This window comes from Nocardia sp. NPDC059236 (assembly GCF_042754085.1).
Classification (GTDB): Bacteria; Actinomycetota; Actinomycetes; order Mycobacteriales; family Mycobacteriaceae; genus Nocardia.
On the sequence record NZ_JBHZAF010000003.1, the window covers coordinates 132,446 to 153,394 of the forward strand.

Consider the following 20,949-nt stretch of genomic DNA (forward strand, 5'->3'; position numbering starts at 1 on the left):
GTTCGGTAACAACAGGACTCGCGTTGCCGACATGCCCGGTGGCAGTAACCACTACGCAAGGGAGATGCGACATGGGTTCCGCAGACCTGATGAGCTGGCTGGCCGAGGGCTACCTCAACGGTGATCCGATCCGCTACCCGCTCTATGTCGGGTTGATGTTCCTCAGCATGCCGTTCCAGCTGCTGTCCACGCTGTCGGGACAGCCCTTCTAACCGATGCCGAGCCGCGAGGTACAGGCCGGCCACGCGCCCCAACCCTGGCGGGCGCGCGTCACTTCGGCGATGGCGATCTGTTCCTCGCGGGTCGCGAGGTCGGCGCGCGGGGCGTAGCGGGTGCCGCCCTGGCGTTCCCAGGTGTTCTGGTCGAACTGGATGCCGCCGAAGAAGCCGTTGCCCGTATTGATGGCCCAGTTGCCGCCGGATTCGCATTTGGCCAGGGCATCCCAGGTGGTGCCGTTCTGCACGTCCGGGACCTCGGTGCCGGGCTTGGCGCCCTTGCGCACGGTCTTGGGCTGCGCGGGCACGATCACGGTGGACTTGATCGGATCCTTGCCCGCCTCATGGCCGTTCACGATGGAGACCGCGAAAGTCACGTCCTGCGTACCGGGTACGCCCGGATTCTCGACGATCGTGCGGCTCATATTGAGCGTCTGATCCTCGATGATGTTCTCCGGCGGATCCAGCGGCACCCGCTCGGTGCGGTTCTCCACGATCTTGCGGGTGACGGTGATCTTCATGCCGTCGGTGAGCGGGGTGCTCGCGACCGGTTCCACGGAGTCCTGATCGACCAGTGGGCGGCCCTGCGCCTGGAGCAATTCCCCGATGGTCGGGGCGGCGAGGCGGACCAGCGACGCGGGCGCGCCGTTGTCACTGAGTTCGACCGTGCGCGGATTGGTGATGAGCAGTTGCGCGCCCTCGAGCGGCAGCGGGGTCGGGCGCGCGGGCGAGGTGAAGACGTCGCCGGGCAGGTTCAGCTTGGTGACCGCCTCGGCCACGGTGAGCGCGGTGGTCCATGCCTTGGAGGGCGTGCCGTCGACGATGAGCGAGACCTCACGGGCCCGGTTCAGCGTGATGGTGGATCCGTCGCTGATATGCGCTCCGGCGGAAGGGGATACGTCATCACGGTTGGTGATCGCGTACCCGGCGTCCTTGAGCGCGCCGCGGACGTCCCCACGCATGGTGGATTCGGCGAACTGCTTGCCATCGATGACGAAGGTGATCTGCTTCTTGCTCATGATGGCAATGCCGGCGCCGAAGATGAGCGTGACGAGCATCGCCGCGATAGCCCCGTACAGCATCGGGGAACGCGACGAGTTGATCTTCGTCAATGCGTGCATCGGAAATCCCGGCATGGTCACAGTACGATAACGAGGGGGTCCGGGATTGACAACCACTCCCGACGGAACTGCGGAGACGAAAATTACGACCCGATATCGAACCGCAGGTAAATCAAGATCGCGCTAGATCATAGTGAGCTGCGACACATATGACGACCCAAAGCCCGGTGTCCGATCCCCGACAGTGACAACTGATTTCGCAGCGCTGAGGGTAACTCGCCGGGTACGCCCGAAATAGGTTCGCCACCCGACCGCCGGCACGCGTGCGGTACCCGCGACGGCACCCGAGCCGGGCGCTGAAGTCCCGGAGAGGCGGAACAGTAGCTCAGATTCCGTAGACCCGGCGGGCATTGGCGGTGGTGATCTTGGCCAGCTGCACCGGATCCTGTTCGCGCAGTTCGGCCAGCGCGCGCAGCGTGTACGGCAGCATGTACGACTCGTTCTGCGCACCCCGGAACGGATGCGGAGTCAGGAACGGCGCGTCCGTTTCGACCAGAATCAGTTCGTCCGGAACGAGTTTCGCGGCCTCGCGCAATTCGTGCGCGTTCTTGAAACTGACCGTGCCCGAGAAACTGAGCACATAGCCCTCCTCGACACAGGCCGTCGCCATGTTCGCGTCGGAGGAGAAGCAGTGGAAGATCACGGTTTCCGGCGCGCCCTCGTCCAGCAGCACCGCCAGCAGGTCGTGATCGGCCTCCCGGTTGTGGATCATGAGCGGCTTGCCCAGCCGCTTGGCCAGGTCGATGTGCCAGCGGAAGCCCTCGACCTGATCCTCGATCTCGGCGCAGCCGTCCAGCTTGCCGGGCCAGTAGTAGTCCAGGCCGGTCTCCCCCACCGCGACCACCCGCGGGTCGGCGGCCAGCTGCTCGAGCTCGGCCTTGGCGGCGTCGTCGAGGTGGTTGGCGCGGGTCGGGTGCAGCGCGACCGCGGCGTGGACCCGGTCGTCCCAGTGCGCGGCGCGGACCGCGAAGCGCGCGGCCTCGAGGTCGTCGGCGACCGTCACCAGCTCCCGCACACCCGCCGCGCGAGCCCGCTCCACCAGGGCCGCAACCGATTCCGGATCGGTGGCCCCGCAGGCATCGATGTGGGTGTGCGCGTCGATGAGCGGCGACAGCGGCTCGGGCGGCTCGGGCGCAGGTCGGCGACTGGTCATGCCCATCCCCCGAAAGAAAGTCGGGCGGCACCTGCCATGGGGATATTCACGCGAGCGACGTATGACACGCAGATAGAGTAGACACACCATGAGCGCATCCGATCGCCCCGCCTTTTACGTCACCACGGCCATCGCGTACCCGAACGGCGCACCGCACATCGGGCACGCCTACGAGTACATCTCGTCCGATGCCCTGGCCCGCTTCAAACGGCTGGACGGCTTCGATGTGTTCTACATGACCGGCACCGACGAGCACGGCCAGAAGGTGCAGCAGGCCGCCAAGGCCGCCGGTCTCGCGGAGCAGGAGTACGCCTCGCGCAACTCCGACGTCTTCGAGAACATGGACAAGGCGCTCGACATCTCCTTCGACCGCTTCATCCGCACCACCGACGAGGACCATCTGGCCGCGTCGGTCGCGATCTGGGAGCGCATGGTCGAGGCCGGGGACATCTACCTCGACACCTACGCCGGCTGGTACTCGGTGCGCGACGAGGCGTTCTACACCGAGGATGAGACCACCCTCCTCGAGGACGGCACCCGCATCTCCACCGACACCAAGACCCCGGTGGAGTGGACCGAGGAGTCGAACTACTTCTTCCGCCTGTCCAACTATCAGGACAAGCTGCTCGAACTGTACGAGACCCGGCCGGAATTCATCGCGCCGGCGACCCGGCGCAACGAGATCGTCTCGTATGTGAAGGCGGGCCTGAAGGATCTGTCCATCTCCCGCACCACCTTCGACTGGGGTGTGCCGGTGCCGGGTCACCCCGAGCACGTCATGTACGTCTGGGTGGACGCGCTCACCAACTACCTGACCGGCGCGGGCTTCCCCGACACCGATTCGGCGTCGTTCCAGCGGTATTGGCCCGCGGACCTGCACATCATCGGCAAGGACATCTCGCGGTTCCACACCGTGTACTGGCCCGCCTTCCTGATGAGCGCCGGAATCGCGCTCCCGAAGCGGGTTTTCGTGCACGGCTTCGTCAACTACAAGGGCGAGAAGATGTCCAAGTCGGTCGGCAATGTGGTCGATCCCATGGACCTGGTCGACACCTTCGGCCTGGACGCCGTGCGCTTCTTCCTGCTGCGTGAGATCTCCTACGGCCAGGACGGCTCCTACAGCCACGAGGCCATCGTCGGCCGCATCAATGCCGATCTGGCCAACGAGTACGGCAACCTGGCCCAGCGCTGCCTGAAGATGGTGGCCCGCGACTTCGGCGGCGTCGTCCCGACCCCGGGCGAGTTCACCGAGGACGACAAGGCCCTGCTGGAGCGCGCGGGCGACCTGCTGGAGAAGGTCCGGGCCGAGTTCGACCAGCAGCAGATCCATCTGGGTCTGGAGCAGCTGTGGCTCACCCTCGGTGAGACCAACCGCTACTTCTCCGCCCAGGCGCCCTGGACCCTGGCCAAGGCCGGCACCCCGGAGGATACCGCCCGCGAGGGCACCATCCTCTACGTGACCATGGAGGTGCTGCGCATCGTCTCGATCCTGGTCCAGCCGATGATCCCCGGCTCGGCCGGGAAGATCCTGGACCTGCTCGGCGTCACCGACCGCAACTTCGCGGACCTCGCCACCCCGCTCCGCCCGGGCACCGCCCTGCCGGAACCGGCCGTGGTCTTCCCGAAGTACGTCGAACCGAAGTAAGAACCGGTGCCGCCCGCCGCCCTTCGGCGGGCGGGCACCGAGTCACACCCGCCGACCGCGGGTGGAGATTCCCCTCCGAACTCCACCATCGCCGGAACGGGAATGCGGCGCCGAACATGCCGCTGCCCGATCCGCGGAATCGGATCGGGCAGCGGCTGATCTCGCCGTTCCAGCATCCGGTCCGCTTACCGCACTGGTCAACCTGGGGCAGTAGCACGATTTGGGGCACCCGCGCTGACCAGCAGGCGGATCAGCCGGAGCCCGGTCAGCGGACCGCGCACGGGTCGATGGTGGTGGTCCCGGGCGACCGCGGGGTGAGCATGAACAGCTGGTAGGAGCAGTTCTGCGGGTGAAAGGCGTTGTAGGAACGCATGGTCAGGCTCATGATCTCGCCGGTGGCCGGGTTGCGGACCTGCACGAGCGAGTCATTGAACAGGTCCTCTTCCATCGGGGTGTTCCACATGCGCGCGAATTCCGGGTTGACGCTGCAGGTTTCGATGATCTGGGCCAGGCGCTCGGGGGCGACCACGCCGGGCGAGAGGACGCGCAGGCCGAAAACCAGGCGGTGCACGATGGTGTCCCAGTTGACCAGCAACTCGCGAGCTTCCGGGATGGTCAGGAACTGCTCGATGACATTGACCGGGCGGTCGGCGTCGGGCGCCGCGGGGGCCAACCACGGAAACGCCCCGCTGGCAGGCCGATTGGCCGCGAGCACCTCGTATTCGGGGAAGCGGTGGAAGTACGCCGGATAGGGCAGGGCCTCGAGATGGTCGAGGTCCTCTTGGCGCAGCCGGGGCGGCCAGGTGCCGCGCGCGAAGGTGGACACCCTGGGCAGGGCCAGTGAGACCACCTTCTCGAGCATCCACATCGGTACGTCCATGGCCGCACACCAGTCCTCGAGCCGGTCCGCCGAGACCGCGCGCTCCCCGCTCTCCAGCTTCCGGTAGAGCGAGACGCTGACGAACATCCGCCGAGCGGTCTCCTCCTGCGTGAGGCCCTGATTCTCCCGGCGGTGCCGCAGGTACATTCCGAGCAGCGGCTGCTCCGGAATCGGTGTGAGCGCGTCGAGCATCTGTCCGCCTATCCATACAGCAATCCTTCAGCTGAATATCTACCGAAGTAGCCGGTGAGGATCCAGTTTTCCGGTCCAGCCAGCGTACGGACCGCGGCACCCGACAGCGACCCCGGACCTGGGCAGAGATCCACGCGGATGGCGAAGGCCGATCCGCCGATGCAACGATGTGCATATGCGGCCCAACGACACGAGGAATGATCTTTCGTCGCGCCGAAACGGGCATTCCGATCGACATCGGGCCGATCGGGAAGCGCTGCTGATCTCGCAGCGCGGGCAGCGATCGTCGACGCCATTGCCGAGCGCACCCGGCGGTTGATCGAGCGTGGGGAGATTTCTCCACTGCCGCAACGGATTCCGGATTTGCGCGCCTTCACCTTCGCGGTGTTGCGGCTGCCGCGGCCGTAGCGCTCGAGGTACCCGGCGGCAACTGAGGTCACCCGACCGCAATCCCGGGACGCCATCGATCCGGGCACCCACCGATAATGACCATCTGAAGCGAACGCGGTTCAGTGAGAGAGGGAATGGATGCGCGACAGGCAGGTCCACATGACGGCTCGCGCACCACAGGGGACGTTGCAGCGCACCAACTTCGACGAACGGCACCGTGCCGCCCGGGACGCCGTCCTCACCTCGCAGCGCGGCCGGCTGCTCGAGGCCATGGTGGAATGCGTCGAGGCCAGGGGCTACCACGCCACCACACTCACCGATATCGTGGCGCGCGCCCGGGTCTCACGCAGCACCTTCTACGAGCACTTCAGCAATAAGGAGCACTGCTTCATCGAGGCGGTGCGCACCGCCTCCGACATCATCGCGACCCGCATCGCCGACGAGTTGGCCCAGCTGCCCACCGACGCCGGCGCGTACGAGCGCATCGAGTCCATCGTGGTCACCTTCTGCGAAACCGTGGCCTCCGAACCGGATTTCGCGCGGCTGATGCTGGTCGAGGCGTTCAAGGTGGATCAGGAGTCGGTGGCGCTGCGGGATCTGTCGGTGGATCGGTTCGCGGATCTGTACCGGGTCTTCTACGCCCAGGCGCGCGCGACCGATCCGAGCCTGCCGGTCATCGCCGACGAGCTGTTCGCGCTGATTCCGGATGCCATCGGCGAACGCACCCGCCGGGTCATCGTGGCCGAGGGGGCGCACCGGGTGCCCGAACTGGCGCCGCTGTTCGTGGAATTCGTGGTCGCGGTACTGGGCCTGCCCGCACAGACCTGAATCGCTACGCCCCGTCGCGAAATCCACTGTCGCTCAGACAGTTTTCGGGTCGGGGGCACCAGAGCGCGCGGGTGTGACGTGGCCGGGTGAACTCACTCACAGCGAGAAGCTCGGTTCGTCATCCTCGGGCCATACCGATGACACATAACGGAGGATTGCCAGGCGGTGACCACAGCGCCCAGCTTTCGGTGAACCCCCACTTCAGCCAGGCCGCGGGCGGCCAGGCTGGGTGCGGAAGTTTTGCGGCACCGCACGTAACACTAAGCGTACGTTCACGTTTCGTCTCAGACAGCCACACGGAACGCTTCAGTTCCCCAAGCTAGTTACTCTCGGGTAGCCTCAGTTCATCCGAGCTTGACGAACACACATTTCACTCTCTTCCACGAGGTTTGAGCCTCCCAGTTTCAGGAGTCCCCTGTGCCGCAATCTCGATTCGAGTCCATCGGCGCCTATCTGCCCGAGAAGCGTGTTACCACAGCCGAACTGCTCTCACAATTGAAGGAGGTCCCGGAGTTCGATCTCGAACGAATCACGGGCGTCAAGGAACGCCGTTTCCGCGACACCCGCCCGGAGACGCTCGAGGACTCCTTCGCCCTGGCCATGAAGGCCGTCGAGGACTGTCTGTCCAGGTCATCCTATGCCGCAGGCGATCTCGACATCATCATCTCGACCTCCATCACGCGCAGTAAGGAGGGCACCAAGATGTACATGGAGCCGTCCTTCGCCGGTGCCATCGGCCGCGCCATCGGCGCTCGCGAGGATGTCATCGCCTTCGATCTCTCGAATGCCTGCGCGGGCATGATGAGTGGCGTCTACATTCTCGATCGAATGATTCGCAGTGGCGCCGTGAAACGCGGCATCGTGGTCAGCGGCGAGGCCATTACGCCTATTGCCGAAACGGCCGTGAACGAGATTTCCAGTAAATACGATCTGCAATTCGCATCGCTGACCGTCGGCGATTCCGGTGCGGCCGTGGTGCTCGACGAGGCCGTGGACGACAACGACAAGATCCACTACATCGAGCTCACCACCGCCTCGGAGTTCTCGCACCTGTGCCTGGGCATGCCCAGCGACAAGTCCAATGGCGTGGCGCTCTATACCGACAACCGGAAGATGCACAACGAGGCGCGGTTCCTGCTGTGGACCGACACCCAGCGCAACTTCATGGAGGCGAACGGGATCACCTTCGCCGACGAGGGTTTCGACTACATCATCCACCACCAGTTCGGCGCGGCCGCGATCCCGTTCATGAACGCGATCGCCGAGCGCGAGTTCGGCCACCCCATGCCGCCGGACCTGAATGTCATCGAGAAGTACGGAAACACCTCCAGCACTTCGCATTTCATCGTGCTGCACGATCAGCTCAGCCAGCAGAACCTGGCGGCCGGGTCGAAGATCCTGATGATTCCGGCGGCCTCCGGCGTCGTCGGCGGCTTCCTGTCCACCACCATCTCGTCGCTGAAGGTCTGAGGTACTGCCATGGGTGTGCGCATCAAGTCCACCGGAATCAGCCGGGACACCGACACTTTCAGCATCGTCGAACTCAGCGGCCGGGCCGCGCGGCGGGCCATGGAGAGCGCGGGCATCGAGCCCGGGCAGGTCGGGGTCATGATCAACGCGGGTATCTTCCGCGACAGCAATACCGTCGAGCCGGCCGTGTCGGCCTTGATCCAGAAGGCCGCGGGCATCGGGCTCGACTACGTGAAGGAGGACCCGCGGTCGTTCTCCTTCGACCTCATGAACGCCGGCACCGGCGTGCTCAATGCCGTGCAGGTGGCGCAGGCGGTGCTGGCCACCGGCAGCGCCGAGCACGTGCTGGTGGTGTCGGGTGACACCCACCCGTCGCTGACGCGCTCCGCCGCCGACGACGAATTCCCCTACGCCACCGCGGGTGCGGCGCTGCTGCTGGAGCAGACCGGCGAGCCCGAGGGCTTCGGCCGGGTGCACACCCGTGCCGCCGCGGGCGCTCCGGGCCTGGAGTCCTACGTGGACACCGAGACCATGGGCGATCGCGGCCGCGGCATCATGACGGTCGAGCGCGAACCCGACTACCTGGACCGGCTGCTGGCCACCGCCGCCGAGGCCGCGCGCGCCGCGCTGTCGGACAGTGCGGTCGACGAGACCACCACGGCGCTCATCGCCGCCACCCCGAGCGCCGACTTCCCGGCCCGGCTGGCCGCCGAACTCGGCATCGCCGCGGACGCGGTGTTCACCCCGGACCTGACCGACGGTGACCCGCACACGGCCGCGCTCACCCTGGCGTATCACGCGGCCGCCCAGGCGGATTCGCTGGCCGGCTACCGTGATGTGCTGTTCGTGGCGGCCGGTGCGGGCCCCTCGGCCGCCGCGGTCGTCTACCGGCTCCCGGCCCTCGCCGGAGCCGCGGCGTGACCACCGCGACCTATTGGCAGGCCATCGACCGCTTCCGAGCGGTGGTGGCCGCCGATCCGGACCGTGAGGCGGTGATCTACCCCGCGGGGAAGACCGCCTCCGGCCTCCCGGACTACCGCCACCTCACCTACCGTGAGCTCGACGAGTGGTCCGACACCATCGGCCTGCACCTGGCCGCGGCGGGTGTGGGCCGCGGCACCCGCACCATCGTGCTGGTGCTGCCCAGCCCGGAGCTGTACGCGATCATGCTGGGGCTGTTGAAGATCGGCGCCATCCCGGTGGTCATCGATCCGGGCATGGGCCTGCGCAAGATGCTCAACTGCCTGCGCGCCGCGAATGCCGAGGCGTTCATCGGCATTCCGCAGGCGCACGCGGCACGAGTGCTGTTCGGCAAATACTTCCGGGACGTGCGGGTGACTCTCACCGTCGGCCCGCGGTGGTTCTGGAGCGGGCCGACCCTGCGCAGCTGGGGCGCGCCGGTGACCGCGGGCCGGCTCGGCAACAGGTTCCGCGCCGACGGCGCGGCCGGTCCGGTCGGCGCGAAAGTCGCGGCGCGACTGGAGGAACTGCTGGCCGCCCGCGCCGAGCGGCGGACCGCCGGCGAGCACCGGGCCCCGTTCGACGCCTTCACCCTGCGCGAGCGGGTGCCGGCGCCGGCGGACGAGGTGCTGCTCATCGCCTACACCACCGGCAGCACCGGGCCCGCCAAGGCCGTGGAGATGACGCACGGCAATCTCAGCGCCATGGTCGAGCAGGTGCACGCCGCGCGCGGCCGGGTGGAACCGGGCACCTCGCTGATCACGCTGCCGCTGGTGGGCATTCTCGACATGCTGCTCGGATCACGGTGCGTACTACTGCCGCTGGTGCCGAGCAAGGTCGGCTCCACCGATCCGGCGCACGTGGTCGACGCCCTCAACCGGTTCGGCGTGAAGACCATGTTCGCCTCCCCGGCCGTGCTGATTCCGCTGCTGCGGCACCTGGAGACGCACAAGACGCCGGTGCCGACCCTGCACAGCATCTATTCCGGCGGCGCGCCCGTCCCGGACTGGTGCATCGCTGGGCTGCGGCAGGTGCTGGCCGAGGACGCCGAGGTGTACGCCGGGTACGGCTCCACCGAGGCGCTGCCCATGTCCACCATCGAATCCCGGGAACTGCTGGGCGGTCTGGCGGAGCGCGCGCACCTGGGCGACGGCACCTGTGTCGGGCGGCCCGCCGAGGGTGTGCGGGCCCGGCTGGTCGCCATCACCGACGATCCCATCCCGACCTGGGCGCAGGCCGAGGCCCGCGAATCCGAGCTGGTCGCCACCCGTGGCATCGGCGAGCTGGTGGTGTCGGGACCGAACGTGAGCACCCGCTACTACTGGCCGGAGTCGGCGAATCTGGCGGGCAAGATCCACGAGGACGACACGGTGTGGCATCGCACCGGCGACCTGGCCTGGATCGACGGCGAGGGCCGGATCTGGTTCTGCGGCCGCAAGAGTCAGCGCGTGCACACCGCCGCCGGACCCATGTTCTCCGTGCAGGTGGAGCAGGTCTTCAACATACTGCCCGGGGTGGTCCGCACCGCGCTGGTCGGCGTGGGCACCCGCGGCGCGCAGCTGCCGGTGCTCTGCGTGGAGGCCGCGCCCGGCACGGACACCGCGGCGCTGACGGCGCAGTTGCGGCAGCGGGCCGGCGAATTCGATGTCACCGCACCGGTTTCCACGTTCCTGTTCCATCCGAAGTTCCCGGTCGATATCCGACACAATGCCAAGATCGGCCGCGAACAACTCGCGGTCTGGGCGGCGGAGCAGCTCGGAAGGGACGACGGACGATGAAGGTGACTGTGCTGCGGGCGATTCCGGTACTGGGATGGCTCTACCTGGCCCTCGGGCTGCTGCTGGCGGCGGGCGATCGCGCCCCCGCCAGCCGGCTGCTGCGGGCGGTGTTCTGGATCGACGCCTTCCTCAGCATCGTGGTGCACGCGGCCCAGATCCCGGCCGCGCTGAAGGCGACCGCGGGTACCGAGCACTCGCCGGTCAAGACGGCGGCCATGACCCAGATCTTCGGAATCACCTGGTGGAAGACACAGGAGGCCGCATGAACGGGTCAGGCGCGGAGGAGCCGCTCCACCACCCAGCGCTTGCCTGCGTAAGCACGCAGCGCCCCCGATCATGCGGAGAGGATAGAGCGTGAAGGCACTGGTAACCGGGGCATCCGGGTTCCTGGGCGGGGCGATCGTGCGCCGCCTCCTCCGGGACGGCGGCTTCGAGGTGGCCATCCTGGCCCGGCCCACCAGCAATCTGCGTGACCTGTACGAGGTCATCGACGAGATCGAGATCATCACCGGCGATCTCACCGATCAGGTGTCGCTCGAACGCGCCACCAAGGGCGTGGACGTGGTGTTCCACAGCGCGGCGCGGGTCGACGACCGCGGCACCCGGGCGCAGTTCGTGGCCGAGAACGTCACGGCCACCGAGAATCTGCTGCGCGCCGCCAAGCGCAATGGGGCCTCGCGGTTCGTGTTCATCTCCAGCCCCAGCGCACTCATGGACCGCGACGGCGGCGATCAGGTGGACATCGACGAATCGGTGCCGTACCCGAGCCGCTACCTGAACGTGTACTCGGAGACCAAGGCCGCGGCCGAACGAGCCGTATTGGCTGCCAACACCGCCGAATTCACGGCCTGCGCACTGCGGCCCCGCGCCATCTGGGGCGCCGGCGACCGGTCCGGGCCGATCGTGCGGCTGCTCGGGCGGGCGGCCGCGGGCACGCTGCCGGACCTGTCCTACGGCAAGCAGGTGATGGCCTCGCTGTGCCATGTGGAGAACATCGCGGAGGCGGCCGTTCTGGCGGCCCGCTCCGAGCAGGTCGGCGGCAAGGCGTATTTCATCGCCGACGCCGAGCAGACCGACGTGTGGGGCTTCCTCGGCGAGGTGGCCACCGGCCTCGGCTATCCGAAGCCGACCCGGCAGCCGAATCCGCGGGTGCTCACCGCCGCGGTGGCCGCCATCGAAACCGTCTGGCGCCTGCCGTTCGTCGCCACCCGGTGGTCGCCGCCGCTGACGCGGTACGTGGTGGCGCTGATGACCCGCACCGCCACCTACGACACCTCGGCCGCCACCCGGGATTTCGGCTACCAGCCGATCGTGGACCGCGAGACCGGGCTGACCGAGTTCCTGGCCTGGCTCGAAACCCAGGGCGGCATCGTGGCATTGACCGAGAAGATCTAGGCAGGGGTACACACATGTTCCGCCGTCCCATCTCCCCCACCGAGCTCATCTACTTCCCTATGCGGGATCTCGCGCCGCCGTTCCTGATGCAGCTGGTGGTGGAGGGCCAGGGCAGCATCGATCCGGAGGCGCTGCGGCGCGCGGTCGCCACCGCCGCCGACGCCAATCCCGGTGCGCGGCTGGTCCGCGACGGCAAGCAGTGGGTGGACAGCGGGGTCGCGCCGAGCGTGCGGGTGGTGGACCACGTGCTGGAATATCCGGCGCTGGAGGCGGATCCGGTGCTCACCAGCCCGATCGGTCCGACACCGGACGCCACCGTGGAGGTACTGCTGCTCACGGCCGACCTACCCGAGGGCGAGCAGGGGCCGACCACCCTGGTGTTCCGGGTCTTCCACGGCGTCATGGACGGCATGGGCATGGTCATGTGGGCCACCGATGTGCTGCGGGTGCTGCGCGGTGAGGAACCCGTCGGTGCGCCCGATCCGATCGCCGACGCCGAACTGGTGCGCAAGATCGGCGCGCCCGGGCGGCCCACGCTCATGCTGCCGCGCTTCCGCTCGGCGGTCGGGCACGGGCGGCAGGACCCGGGCGAACCCCGGCATCTGTTGCGTACCCGCACCATTCACGCGACCGGGCCGGGCGCGCTCATGCGGGTGGCGGCGCTGCTCGCCGAGGAGGGCGGGCCGATCTCGCGCATCATGATTCCGGTCGACATCCGCCGCCACGACCCGGAACTGCGGTCCACCGCGAACCTCGCGCTGCCGCTGTTCCTGGACGTGCGGCCGGGCATGGACTGGAAGCAGTTCAACGAGATCAAGCGCGCGGGCCTGAAGGAGAACCGCGAGCTCAACCAGATGGACAACGGCGGGCTGAAATACCTGCCGCAGGCGGCGGGGCGCGGGCTGCTGCGCACGCTGAACCTGCTCGGCTCGCGTACCGGCCGGAACCTGGCCTCCGCCACCGTCTCCCACATGGGCCGCTACGACCTCGACGCACTCGCGGTCCCCGGATTCGCCCCCACCGCCATCAAGGTCATGCCGCAGCACAGCGTCGCCATGCCGCTGCTCATGGGCATGACCGAATGCGGCGGACGCACCGAGCTGACCGTCTCCGTCCGCAACGGACGCGGCATTCCGGAACGCCTGGACGCCCTGCTGGACCGCATCGTCCGCACGCTGGAAAGCGAACTGACGCCCACGAATTCGGACGCGACCGCCTGACTCTCCTCTCGACCCGAGCCCGGCCGCGGCAATAGGCCACTCGCACACAAGGATCGGAGCGCCCCATGACCGTCGTCGACAGTCCCGCCGAGGTCACCGAGACCGCGGAATCAGATGGCCTCATGGCCGCCTGGGCTCGGGTCGTGGTGGCGCGGCCCAAGACCGTGCTGGTGGTCGCGGTGCTGTTCGCACTGGCCTGCGGGCTGTTCGCGGCCGGGCTGCAGCAGCGGGTGAGCTCGGCGGGATTCGTGGTGCCCGATGGTGAATCCGCGGCGGTGGATGCCTGGGTGACCGAACGCCTGGGGCCGCAGAACCCGGATGTCATCGCGATCTACACCGCGCCCGAGGGGCAGTCGCTGGCCGATATCGGGCCGAGAGTGACCGAGGCGATCGGCAAGATCGATCCGGCGCTGTTGGATCGGCCGGTCGAAAGTTATTGGAACAGTCCGCGATCGCAGTACCTCCGATCGTCCGATGGACGGCAGGCGGTAGCGGTCGTGTTCTCCGCGGGGAACGACAATCAGCGGGTCGCGGAGTATCCGAAAATTGCCGCCGCACTGCGTATTCCGGGAATCGACACCAAGCTGACCGGATACAGCGCGCTCGCCGACACCATCAGCGATCAGTCGCGGCACGATCTGGTACTGGCCGAATCGATTTCGATCCCGCTGACCGCGATCGTGCTGGTGCTGGTATTCGGCGGGGTGGTGGCCGCCGCGCTGCCGGTACTCATCGGCACGCTGGCGGTGGTGGGGGCGCTGGGCGCGGTCGGGATCATCGCGCGGATGACCGAGGTCAGCGTGTTCGCCATGAATGTGGTGTCGCTGCTGGGGCTCGGATTGGCCATCGACTACGGGCTTTTCATCGTCGGACGGTTCCGCGAGGAGCTGGGGCAGGGGCGCTCGACCGAGGAGGCGGTGACCCGCACCCTGCGGACCGCCGGGCGCACCGTGCTGTTCTCGGCGCTGCTGCTCATGTGCGCGTTCGCGGGCACCTTCGTGTTCCCGCTGGCCGTGCTGCGCTCACTCGGCATCGGGGCCATCGCCGCGGTCGGGCTGGCCGCGCTGCTGTCGGTGACCGCGCTGCCTGCGATCCTCACCCTGCTGGGCTCGCGCATCGGCAAGTGGAGCTGGCGCGCGGACGCCTTCGAGCGCTCGGAGGAACGGGCGCAACGATTCTGGGGACGGGTCGTCACCGCCGTCATGCGCCGGCCGGGCACGGTCGCCATCGCGGTCGGTGCGATCCTGCTGGTCCTCGCCGCACCGCTGTCCGGCGTCCGACTCGGCGATGTCGACCACACCGCACTGCCCGCCGGTAATGAAACCCGCGCCGCCGTGGAGGAATTGAGCGCGCATTTCCCGGCCGCCAACAGTGGCGCGACCATCCTGCTGCGCGAAACCGACGGCAGCGCACCCACTCCGACCGCCATCAGCACCGCCCTGCGAGAGATCAGCGGCGTCCAGGGCGTGCGCCAGGCGACCGCGCTGGACACCCGCGACAACACCACCGTCATCCACGCGGCGCTGGCCGCTCCGGACCGCTCGCCGCGGGCCCAGGACGTCGTGCGCGACCTGCGTGACCTGCGCCTGGACGGACTCGACCTGCGGGTCGGCGGCGAGAGCGCCAGCACCGTCGACAGCATCGCCGCCGTCCTGGACCGGTTGCCGCTCATGATCGTGGTCATGGTGGCGGTGACCCTGCTCATGCTGGCACTGGCCTTCCGCTCGATTGTGTTGCCGCTCAAGGCAGTGCTCATGGCGTTCCTGAGCCTGACGGCCACCTTCGGGGTGCTGACCTGGATCTTCGATCAGGGCCACCTGGCGGGTGCACTGCACATCAGCGTCGGGCCACTGTCGGCGGGCATGATGGTGCTCATCATCGCCGTGGTCTTCGGGCTGTCCACCGACTACGAGGTGTTCCTGCTCTCGCGAATGGTGGAGGCCCACAACGCCGGTGCCGACACCGAGGAATCGGTCCGCATCGGCACCGTCCAGACCGCCCGCGTGATCACCGCCGCCGCAACGCTGCTCGTGCTCATCACCGGGGCGTTCACGCTCTCTCCGCTCACGCCCATGCGTTTCCTCGGTCTGGGCATGGTGATCGCGCTCGTCATCGACGCCACCCTGGTGCGCATGCTGCTGGTTCCGGCCCTGGTCAAGCTGATGGGGCCCGCCAACTGGTGGGCCCCGGGTAATCGGAGAAAGGTTCAGCCGAAGAATTCGATCAGCGCGGGTGCCAGCACGGGCGCCTTGACCAGGTGAGTCTGGCCGGGCAGAACCCGGTGCGAGGCACCCGGAATCGCCTGGGCCAGCGCGGCATTGGCATTGCGCATCCAGGCGGGGCTCTTGCTGCCCGCGATCACGGTGACCGGCAGATCGAGCCCGGCCCAGCGATCGGCCGGAAGCTTGCGGCCCCGTTGGAACGCTTGGACGTACTGGATGTCGTAGGCCATGGTCGGAGCCACCGTCTTGAGGTGACTCCAGCCCGGGAAGAGCGGGAACGCGGCCACCATGAGGGCGGGCAGATGCACTCCCGCTCGCATGAAGTATTTGACCGCATCACCGTTCTTGCCCTGGGCCAGCAGGGAAGTCAGGTGCTCGACATAGTCGGCCGGGGCCGGCGGGCGGGTGTTGTCGTCGACCACGAACGGCACCTCGTAGAGGGCGACCTTGCGCACCGTGCGGCCGCTGCGCAGGTAGTCCAGGACCAGGCCGCCGCCCGACGAGATGGCATACAGCATCACCGGTCCCCCGGCCAGGTCGATGACCGCGTCGAGATCCTCGAATTCGCGCTCGATGTCGACCGGCAGGTTGTCGCCGCTCTCGCCCCGGCCGCGCCGGTCGTAGGTGTAGACGGTGTAGCGGCTCGAAAGCGCCTCGGCGAGTGACTTGTTGGGGCCGAACTCCTGGGCGGCGAGCGCGCCGTCGATGAGCACGACCGCCGGGCCCGAACCGTATCGGGTGTAGGCGATGCGGGTGCCGTCCTTGGAGTCCACGAAGCCTTTGGTGGGTTCCATCAGTTGTCCTTGGTGTAGGTGAGGGCCTGGATGCCGCTGCCGAAAGTGGTCGCGGCGGTGAGTCGTAACGGGAGCCGGGGGCCGTTGCCGGGGAACATCCGTTCGCCCGAGCCCACGACGATGGGGTGCAGCATGACGACGAGGTCGTCCAGCAGCCCGTGCTCGAGCAGCGTCCGCACCAGGGTGATGCTGCCGTGCACGGCGATTGCGAGGCCCGGCTGTTCCTTGAGCTCGGTGAGCTCCTCGACGAGCCGGTCGGGGGCGAGCACGGTGGTGTACTTCCACCCCGGATCCCGAAGCGTCGACGACACCACGAGTCTCGGCGTCAGGTTGAACCAGTCGGCCATCTCGCCTTCCCGGTCCGGCCACGCGGCGGCGAAGATGTCGTAGGTCTTGCGGCCCAGCAGCAGGGTGTCGGCGGCGCGCAGGCCCGCCATCACCGCTTCCTGGGTCGCGTCGTCGTGGTACGGAAAGTGCCAGTTCTCCGGAGCTTCCACCACGCCGTCGAGGGAGAGGTAGACGTTGGCGGTGATGCGGCGGCTCATGCCGCGGCCTCCTGCCGGCTGTAGACCAGGTTCACCACACCGCAGTCCAGGGGACGGCAGTCGGTGAGCGTGAAGGTGGCCGGCATCTGGTCCGGGGTGAAGAATCGCGCGCCCGGGCCGCCCAGGATCAGCGGAAACACCAGCAGGTGCAGCTCATCGAGGAGGTTCTCGGCGATCAGGTAGCGCACCAGGGTGCCGCTGCCGCCGATGCCGATGTGCTGATGCCGGTCCTTGAGCGCGCCGATCTCCTTGGCCAGGTTGTCGCGCAGGATGGTGGTGTTGGCCCAGTCGGTGGACTCCAGCGTCGTGGACACCACGTACTTGGACATGGCGTTGACGGCGTCGAAGTACGGGCCGGACTGGCTGGTGAAGAAGGGTTTCAGGCCCTCGTAGGTGGTGCGGCCCAGGAGCATGGCGTCATTGCCCGCCATGATGGCGCCCACGGCCTGCTGCACCTCGGCGTCGTTGAAATACGGCCCGGTGTGCGGATCGGTCGGTGAGATCGACGGGGCGAGACCGGTCCAGCCGCTCTCGGTCACGCCGTCCAGTGAAAGGTACTGCCCTGCAACAATTTTTCCCATGCGTCCACGGTCGCAGTTTCGGAAAGCCCAAGGAATTGCCGGGTTCGCAAGACAGCGATGCCGCAGCGGAATGAATGCGGGGCGGGCATACTCGAGCGCATGGTCGAGCCGCTGCCTCGGACCCCCGAGGGCGTGGAACTCCGGCACCTGCGCGCCTTCGTCGCGGTCGCCGAGGAATTGAACTTCGGCCGCGCGGCGCAGCGGCTCTACGTCACCCAGCCCGCGCTCAGCCGGACCATCCGGTCACTGGAAAAGCTGGTGGGCTGCGACCTCTTCCATCGCAATACCCGCAGCGTGGGCCTCACTCCCGCGGGCACGGCGCTGCTGGATCGAACCCGTGACGTGCTCGCCGGCCTGGACAGCGCCCTGACGGCGGCCCGCGCGGCGGGCGGCGAGCTCTCGGCCCGTATGGACCGGCTGTGGAGTCCGGTGGAGGAGACCTTCAACGGCGACCTGGCGCCCATGCGGTCGGCCTTCGAACTCATGCACGCACAGTTCCCCATCCCGGAGGGCGTGCTGCTGGAGCCGGTGAACGCCGGCGGGGTGCCCGGCATCCAGCTCGCGCGCCCCGAGGACTCCGAGACCGTCGCCGTCTACGCGCACGGCGGCGGCTTCATGATGGGCTCGGCCTACGGGTATCGCGGCATGGCGGGCGCGGTCGCCGAGGCCGGGCGCACCCGGGTACTCGTGCCCGAATACCGGCTCGCCCCGGAACACCCCTTCCCGGCCGCCCGCGACGATGTGTGCACCGCCTACCGCTGGCTGCTGGAGTGCGGTAAGCCACCGGAAAGTATTGCGCTGGTGGGTGATTCGACCGGGGCCATGCTGATCCTGTCGGCGCTGCTGCACGCCCGCGACTGCGGCCTGCCCATGCCGCGGGCGACCGTGCTGCTGTGCCCTGCCGTCGACTTCTACGCCCCCGCCGACAACCCGCCCGCCGATGTCGAACAGCACCTGCGCTTCCAGACCGCCTACCTGGCGGGCCGCCCGGTGAGCGATCCGGAGGCCAACCCCATGTGCGCCGATCTCACCGGCCTACCGCCGACCCTGGTGCAATCCGGTGAGTTCGACAGCCTCGGGCGGAATACGAATGCGCTCGTCGAGCGGCTGCGAGCTGCCGATGTCGCGGTCCGGCACGACAGCTACCCGGTCGACGGGCACGCCTTCCAGATCTACTGGTCCTTCCATCCGGAAGCGGCCGAGGCCGTCGGGCAGGTCGGCGACTTCCTCCAGAAACCGGCCCCGTGAACCGGGCCGGACCCGCCACCGGCGGAAACCGATTCGGCCGGCGCGCGTCTGCCCGCGGAGATGGGCGCACAACCCCCTTCGTCGTGCGCACATCTCGACGGGCCGACGCCCGGTTCAGGGGCGGAGCCGCACCGGCAGGGCGGTGAGACCTCGCACGATCAGGGATTTGCGCCAGGTCAGTTCCGCCCCGGCGGCCAATTCCAGATCCGGGTAGGCCGCCAGCAATCGGCTCAGCGCGATCCCGCCCTCCATGCGCGCCAGGGGCGCACCGACACAGCGGTGGACGCCGTGGCCGAAGGCGAGGTGGTTCTTGTCGGCGCGGTCCAGGTCCACGCGGTGCGGATCGGCGAAGCGGGCCGGGTCGCGGTCGGCGGCGGCCATGGACACCAGCAGGCGCTGTCCGGCGGGGATTTCGACGCCGCCCAGGGTGACCGCGACGGTGGTGTAGCGGAAGGTGGCCTCACTCGCCGGCGACTCGTAGCGCAGCACCTCCTCCACGAAATCTGGTACCCGATCCGGGGTTTCGGCCAGTGCGGTCCGGACGTCCTTGTCCGTCAGCAGGATCGCGACCGCGTTCGAGATGAGGTTCACGGTGGTCTCGAAACCCGCGACCAGCAGCAGGAACACCATGCTGATCAGCTCGCGGTGCGAGAGCCGGTCGCCGTCCTCGCCGGCCGAGATGAGTTCGGAGAGCAGGTCATCGGCGGGCTCGTCGCGCTTGGCGTTGATGAGCTGATCGATGTAGGCGAGGAACCGCTGCACCGCGGCCCCGCGGGCCTCGACGGTCTCGTCATTGGAGACCAGGGTGGTGGACCAGGCGCGGAAGTCGTCGCGATCCGCGTGGGGCACACCCAGCAGTTCGCAGATGACCAGCATGGGCAGCGGGAAGGCGTAGCGGTCCAGCAGATCCTGATCGACGGCGGCGTCGGCGGCCAGGTCGGCGAGCAGGGCGTCGGCCAATTCGGTGATGCGCGGGGTCAATTCGCGCACGGCACGGCCGCTGAAGGCCCGGTTCACCAGGGTGCGCAAGCGGGTGTGCTCCGGCGGGTCGTAGAAGAGCATCATGTCGCCGAACATGGCGCCGGCCGCCTGGGCGCCCGCGCCATCACCCGCCAGGGCCGTGCGCGCGCCCTCGGATTTGAGGGCCTTGCTGATGGCCGGGTCCAGGAAAGCCGCCTTGGCCGCCTCGTAGTCGGTGATCAGCCAGCCGGTGCCGCCGTCCGGGAAACGCACGAAATGCGCGGGCCCGCGCGCACGCAGCAGGTCGTATGCGGCGTGCGGGTGCTGATAGAAGTCATCGGTCAGCACGAACGGCTCGATCGCCAATTCGCCTGCCGGGACATCGGTTTCGTGCACCATGATCGGGGACTCTAACAGCGGCCGGGTTGACGGGTCCCGCCATCGGCCACCCCAGCCGCTGCATGCACTCGGAGTGCACAAACCTCGGCCGCGCCCGCCGATCATCCGGCCGCGCGGACACTCGCTCCCCGGCGCGAAATCCACACGGCCGCACCGACGATCAGTGCCGCCGCAGCGTAGTAGTACAGCTGCGGCAGGCCCAGCGTGTCGTCACCCATCACCAAGTACAGCGCCACATTGATCAGCCAGTGCCCGACGGTGCCGATCAGCACCCGCTGCGGGTAACTGCCGACCGCGAGAAACCCCAGCACACAGGCGAATCCGAGGACAGCCGCCAGAAACGCCGCGGCCACCGCCGGTCCCGCCGCGAACGCCTGCACATGCCACACCGCCCAGACCACCCCGGTGATCCCGATCGCCACCGGCCGGGCATACCGCGACTCCAGCACCGGCTGCAGGAATCCGCGCCAGCCCGCCTCCTCCCCCGCCGCACCGACCAGCTGGAGCAGCACGAACACCGCGAAGGGCACCCCACCCACCGCCACCGGACCGCGCAGGTTCATCGAGTCGGAGGCCATCGCGGCGGTCAACAGGCGGTGGCCGCACACGAAACCACCACCGCCACACCATGTCCGCGCACCACGTCCCACGACGCCGGCGCGGGCAGCAGGGCGGCCAGGCGCTGCCGCCACACCAGGGCCACCACCCCCACCGCCACCGCGGGCCCGAATTGCGTCAACGACAGCGCCGCCGGGTCGATCCCCGAATTCGCCTGCACCACAAGCAGAACTCCGGACGCCAGAAACGCCAGCAACACGTAGGTGCCGACCATCGCGCCGATACTTCCCGACCGCCGCACCTCATTCGAGATCACCCCGCGATGGTCGCACCGCGATTCTCGACGGTCCTCACACCCGAGAGTGATTCCCGCACCGCAATATCAGACTCGAGAG

At 68.1% G+C, this 20,949-nt stretch carries 21 protein-coding genes; 11 read left to right on the top strand and 10 right to left on the bottom strand.

Features of this window, described 5'->3' with window-relative positions; genetic code table 11:
- The first annotated feature begins 71 nt into the window (after positions 1 to 71).
- Entirely contained in the window at positions 72 to 212 is a 141-nt protein-coding gene (locus ACFXIV_RS09800; protein ID WP_354836094.1) for a hypothetical protein, read from the top strand.
- Here ACFXIV_RS09800 and ACFXIV_RS09805 read toward each other — a convergent pair.
- Together ACFXIV_RS09805 and ACFXIV_RS09810 are read right to left on the bottom strand one after the other, a co-directional pair.
- Positions 209 to 1,336 (bottom strand): transglycosylase family protein, encoded by a 1,128-nt coding sequence (locus ACFXIV_RS09805; RefSeq protein ID WP_379397507.1) that lies wholly within the window; start codon positions 1,334 to 1,336, stop codon positions 209 to 211. The genes ACFXIV_RS09800 and ACFXIV_RS09805 overlap by 4 nt on opposite strands.
- A 325-nt stretch (positions 1,337 to 1,661) precedes the next feature.
- On the bottom strand, positions 1,662 to 2,489 hold the full coding sequence (locus ACFXIV_RS09810; RefSeq protein WP_379397505.1) for a TatD family hydrolase: 828 nt from the start codon (positions 2,487 to 2,489) through the stop codon (positions 1,662 to 1,664).
- An 88-nt stretch (positions 2,490 to 2,577) separates the two neighbouring features.
- On the opposite strand from ACFXIV_RS09810, the gene metG reads away from it, so the two are divergent.
- A complete protein-coding gene (gene metG / locus ACFXIV_RS09815) occupies positions 2,578 to 4,134 on the top strand; it encodes a methionine--tRNA ligase (RefSeq protein WP_379397503.1) in 1,557 nt (518 codons plus the stop codon).
- A 265-nt stretch (positions 4,135 to 4,399) separates the two neighbouring features.
- Here the strand turns inward: metG and ACFXIV_RS09820 are convergent, their stop codons facing one another.
- A complete protein-coding gene (locus tag ACFXIV_RS09820) occupies positions 4,400 to 5,206 on the bottom strand; it encodes a helix-turn-helix domain-containing protein (RefSeq protein ID WP_379397501.1) in 807 nt (268 codons plus the stop codon).
- A gap of 8 nt (positions 5,207 to 5,214) precedes the next feature.
- Complete coding sequence (locus ACFXIV_RS09825; protein WP_379397499.1) at positions 5,215 to 5,646, bottom strand: hypothetical protein; 432 nt, start codon at positions 5,644 to 5,646, stop codon at positions 5,215 to 5,217.
- A gap of 88 nt (positions 5,647 to 5,734) precedes the next feature.
- On the opposite strand from ACFXIV_RS09825, the gene ACFXIV_RS09830 reads away from it, so the two are divergent.
- From ACFXIV_RS09830 to ACFXIV_RS09865, 8 genes are all read left to right on the top strand, one after another.
- Positions 5,735 to 6,424 (top strand): TetR/AcrR family transcriptional regulator, encoded by a 690-nt coding sequence (locus ACFXIV_RS09830; protein WP_379397497.1) that lies wholly within the window; start codon positions 5,735 to 5,737, stop codon positions 6,422 to 6,424.
- Positions 6,425 to 6,841: 417 nt separating this feature from the next.
- Entirely contained in the window at positions 6,842 to 7,894 is a 1,053-nt protein-coding gene (locus ACFXIV_RS09835; protein WP_354836108.1) for a 3-oxoacyl-[acyl-carrier-protein] synthase III C-terminal domain-containing protein, read from the top strand.
- A gap of 9 nt (positions 7,895 to 7,903) precedes the next feature.
- Positions 7,904 to 8,815, top strand: coding sequence for a hypothetical protein (locus ACFXIV_RS09840; RefSeq protein ID WP_379397496.1), 912 nt, complete (start codon positions 7,904 to 7,906; stop codon positions 8,813 to 8,815).
- Positions 8,812 to 10,632: a fatty acid CoA ligase family protein gene (locus tag ACFXIV_RS09845; RefSeq protein WP_379397495.1), complete on the top strand. Its 1,821-nt coding sequence runs from the start codon at positions 8,812 to 8,814 to the stop codon at positions 10,630 to 10,632. Before ACFXIV_RS09840 ends, ACFXIV_RS09845 begins: the two co-directional genes overlap by 4 nt.
- The gene (locus ACFXIV_RS09850; RefSeq protein WP_379397493.1) at positions 10,629 to 10,898 is read left to right on the top strand and encodes a hypothetical protein; all 270 of its coding nucleotides are present in this window, start codon (positions 10,629 to 10,631) and stop codon (positions 10,896 to 10,898) included. The genes ACFXIV_RS09845 and ACFXIV_RS09850 overlap by 4 nt, the downstream gene beginning before the upstream one ends.
- Before the next feature lie 88 nt (positions 10,899 to 10,986).
- Complete coding sequence (locus tag ACFXIV_RS09855) at positions 10,987 to 12,027, top strand: NAD-dependent epimerase/dehydratase family protein (protein ID WP_379397491.1); 1,041 nt, start codon at positions 10,987 to 10,989, stop codon at positions 12,025 to 12,027.
- 14 nt (positions 12,028 to 12,041) lie between these two features.
- A complete protein-coding gene (locus ACFXIV_RS09860) occupies positions 12,042 to 13,247 on the top strand; it encodes a peptide synthetase (RefSeq protein WP_379397489.1) in 1,206 nt (401 codons plus the stop codon).
- 122 nt (positions 13,248 to 13,369) lie between these two features.
- Positions 13,370 to 15,508 (top strand): MMPL family transporter, encoded by a 2,139-nt coding sequence (locus tag ACFXIV_RS09865; RefSeq protein WP_379397743.1) that lies wholly within the window; start codon positions 13,370 to 13,372, stop codon positions 15,506 to 15,508.
- Here the strand turns inward: ACFXIV_RS09865 and ACFXIV_RS09870 are convergent.
- The 3 genes from ACFXIV_RS09870 to ACFXIV_RS09880 are packed head-to-tail and all read right to left on the bottom strand — an operon-like array spanning position 15,454 to position 17,389.
- Positions 15,454 to 16,263, bottom strand: coding sequence for an alpha/beta fold hydrolase (locus ACFXIV_RS09870; protein WP_379397487.1), 810 nt, complete (start codon positions 16,261 to 16,263; stop codon positions 15,454 to 15,456). The genes ACFXIV_RS09865 and ACFXIV_RS09870 overlap by 55 nt on opposite strands.
- Complete coding sequence (locus ACFXIV_RS09875; protein WP_379397485.1) at positions 16,263 to 16,808, bottom strand: dihydrofolate reductase family protein; 546 nt, start codon at positions 16,806 to 16,808, stop codon at positions 16,263 to 16,265. The genes ACFXIV_RS09870 and ACFXIV_RS09875 overlap by 1 nt, the downstream gene beginning before the upstream one ends.
- Complete coding sequence (locus ACFXIV_RS09880; RefSeq protein ID WP_379397483.1) at positions 16,805 to 17,389, bottom strand: dihydrofolate reductase family protein; 585 nt, start codon at positions 17,387 to 17,389, stop codon at positions 16,805 to 16,807. The genes ACFXIV_RS09875 and ACFXIV_RS09880 overlap by 4 nt, the downstream gene beginning before the upstream one ends.
- Positions 17,390 to 17,488: 99 nt before the next feature.
- On the opposite strand from ACFXIV_RS09880, the gene ACFXIV_RS09885 reads away from it, so the two are divergent.
- On the top strand, positions 17,489 to 18,637 hold the full coding sequence (locus ACFXIV_RS09885) for an alpha/beta hydrolase fold domain-containing protein (RefSeq protein ID WP_379397481.1): 1,149 nt from the start codon (positions 17,489 to 17,491) through the stop codon (positions 18,635 to 18,637).
- Between the two features lie 114 nt (positions 18,638 to 18,751).
- Here ACFXIV_RS09885 and ACFXIV_RS09890 read toward each other — a convergent pair whose 3' ends face one another.
- The 3 genes from ACFXIV_RS09890 to ACFXIV_RS09900 form a co-directional block, all read right to left on the bottom strand.
- Positions 18,752 to 19,996 (bottom strand): cytochrome P450, encoded by a 1,245-nt coding sequence (locus ACFXIV_RS09890; RefSeq protein ID WP_379397479.1) that lies wholly within the window; start codon positions 19,994 to 19,996, stop codon positions 18,752 to 18,754.
- Between the two features lie 101 nt (positions 19,997 to 20,097).
- The gene (locus ACFXIV_RS09895; RefSeq protein ID WP_379397477.1) at positions 20,098 to 20,604 is read right to left on the bottom strand and encodes a CPBP family intramembrane glutamic endopeptidase; all 507 of its coding nucleotides are present in this window, start codon (positions 20,602 to 20,604) and stop codon (positions 20,098 to 20,100) included.
- On the bottom strand, positions 20,583 to 20,870 hold the full coding sequence (locus tag ACFXIV_RS09900; protein ID WP_379397475.1) for a hypothetical protein: 288 nt from the start codon (positions 20,868 to 20,870) through the stop codon (positions 20,583 to 20,585). The genes ACFXIV_RS09895 and ACFXIV_RS09900 overlap by 22 nt, the downstream gene beginning before the upstream one ends.
- Positions 20,871 to 20,949: the final 79 nt, after the last annotated feature.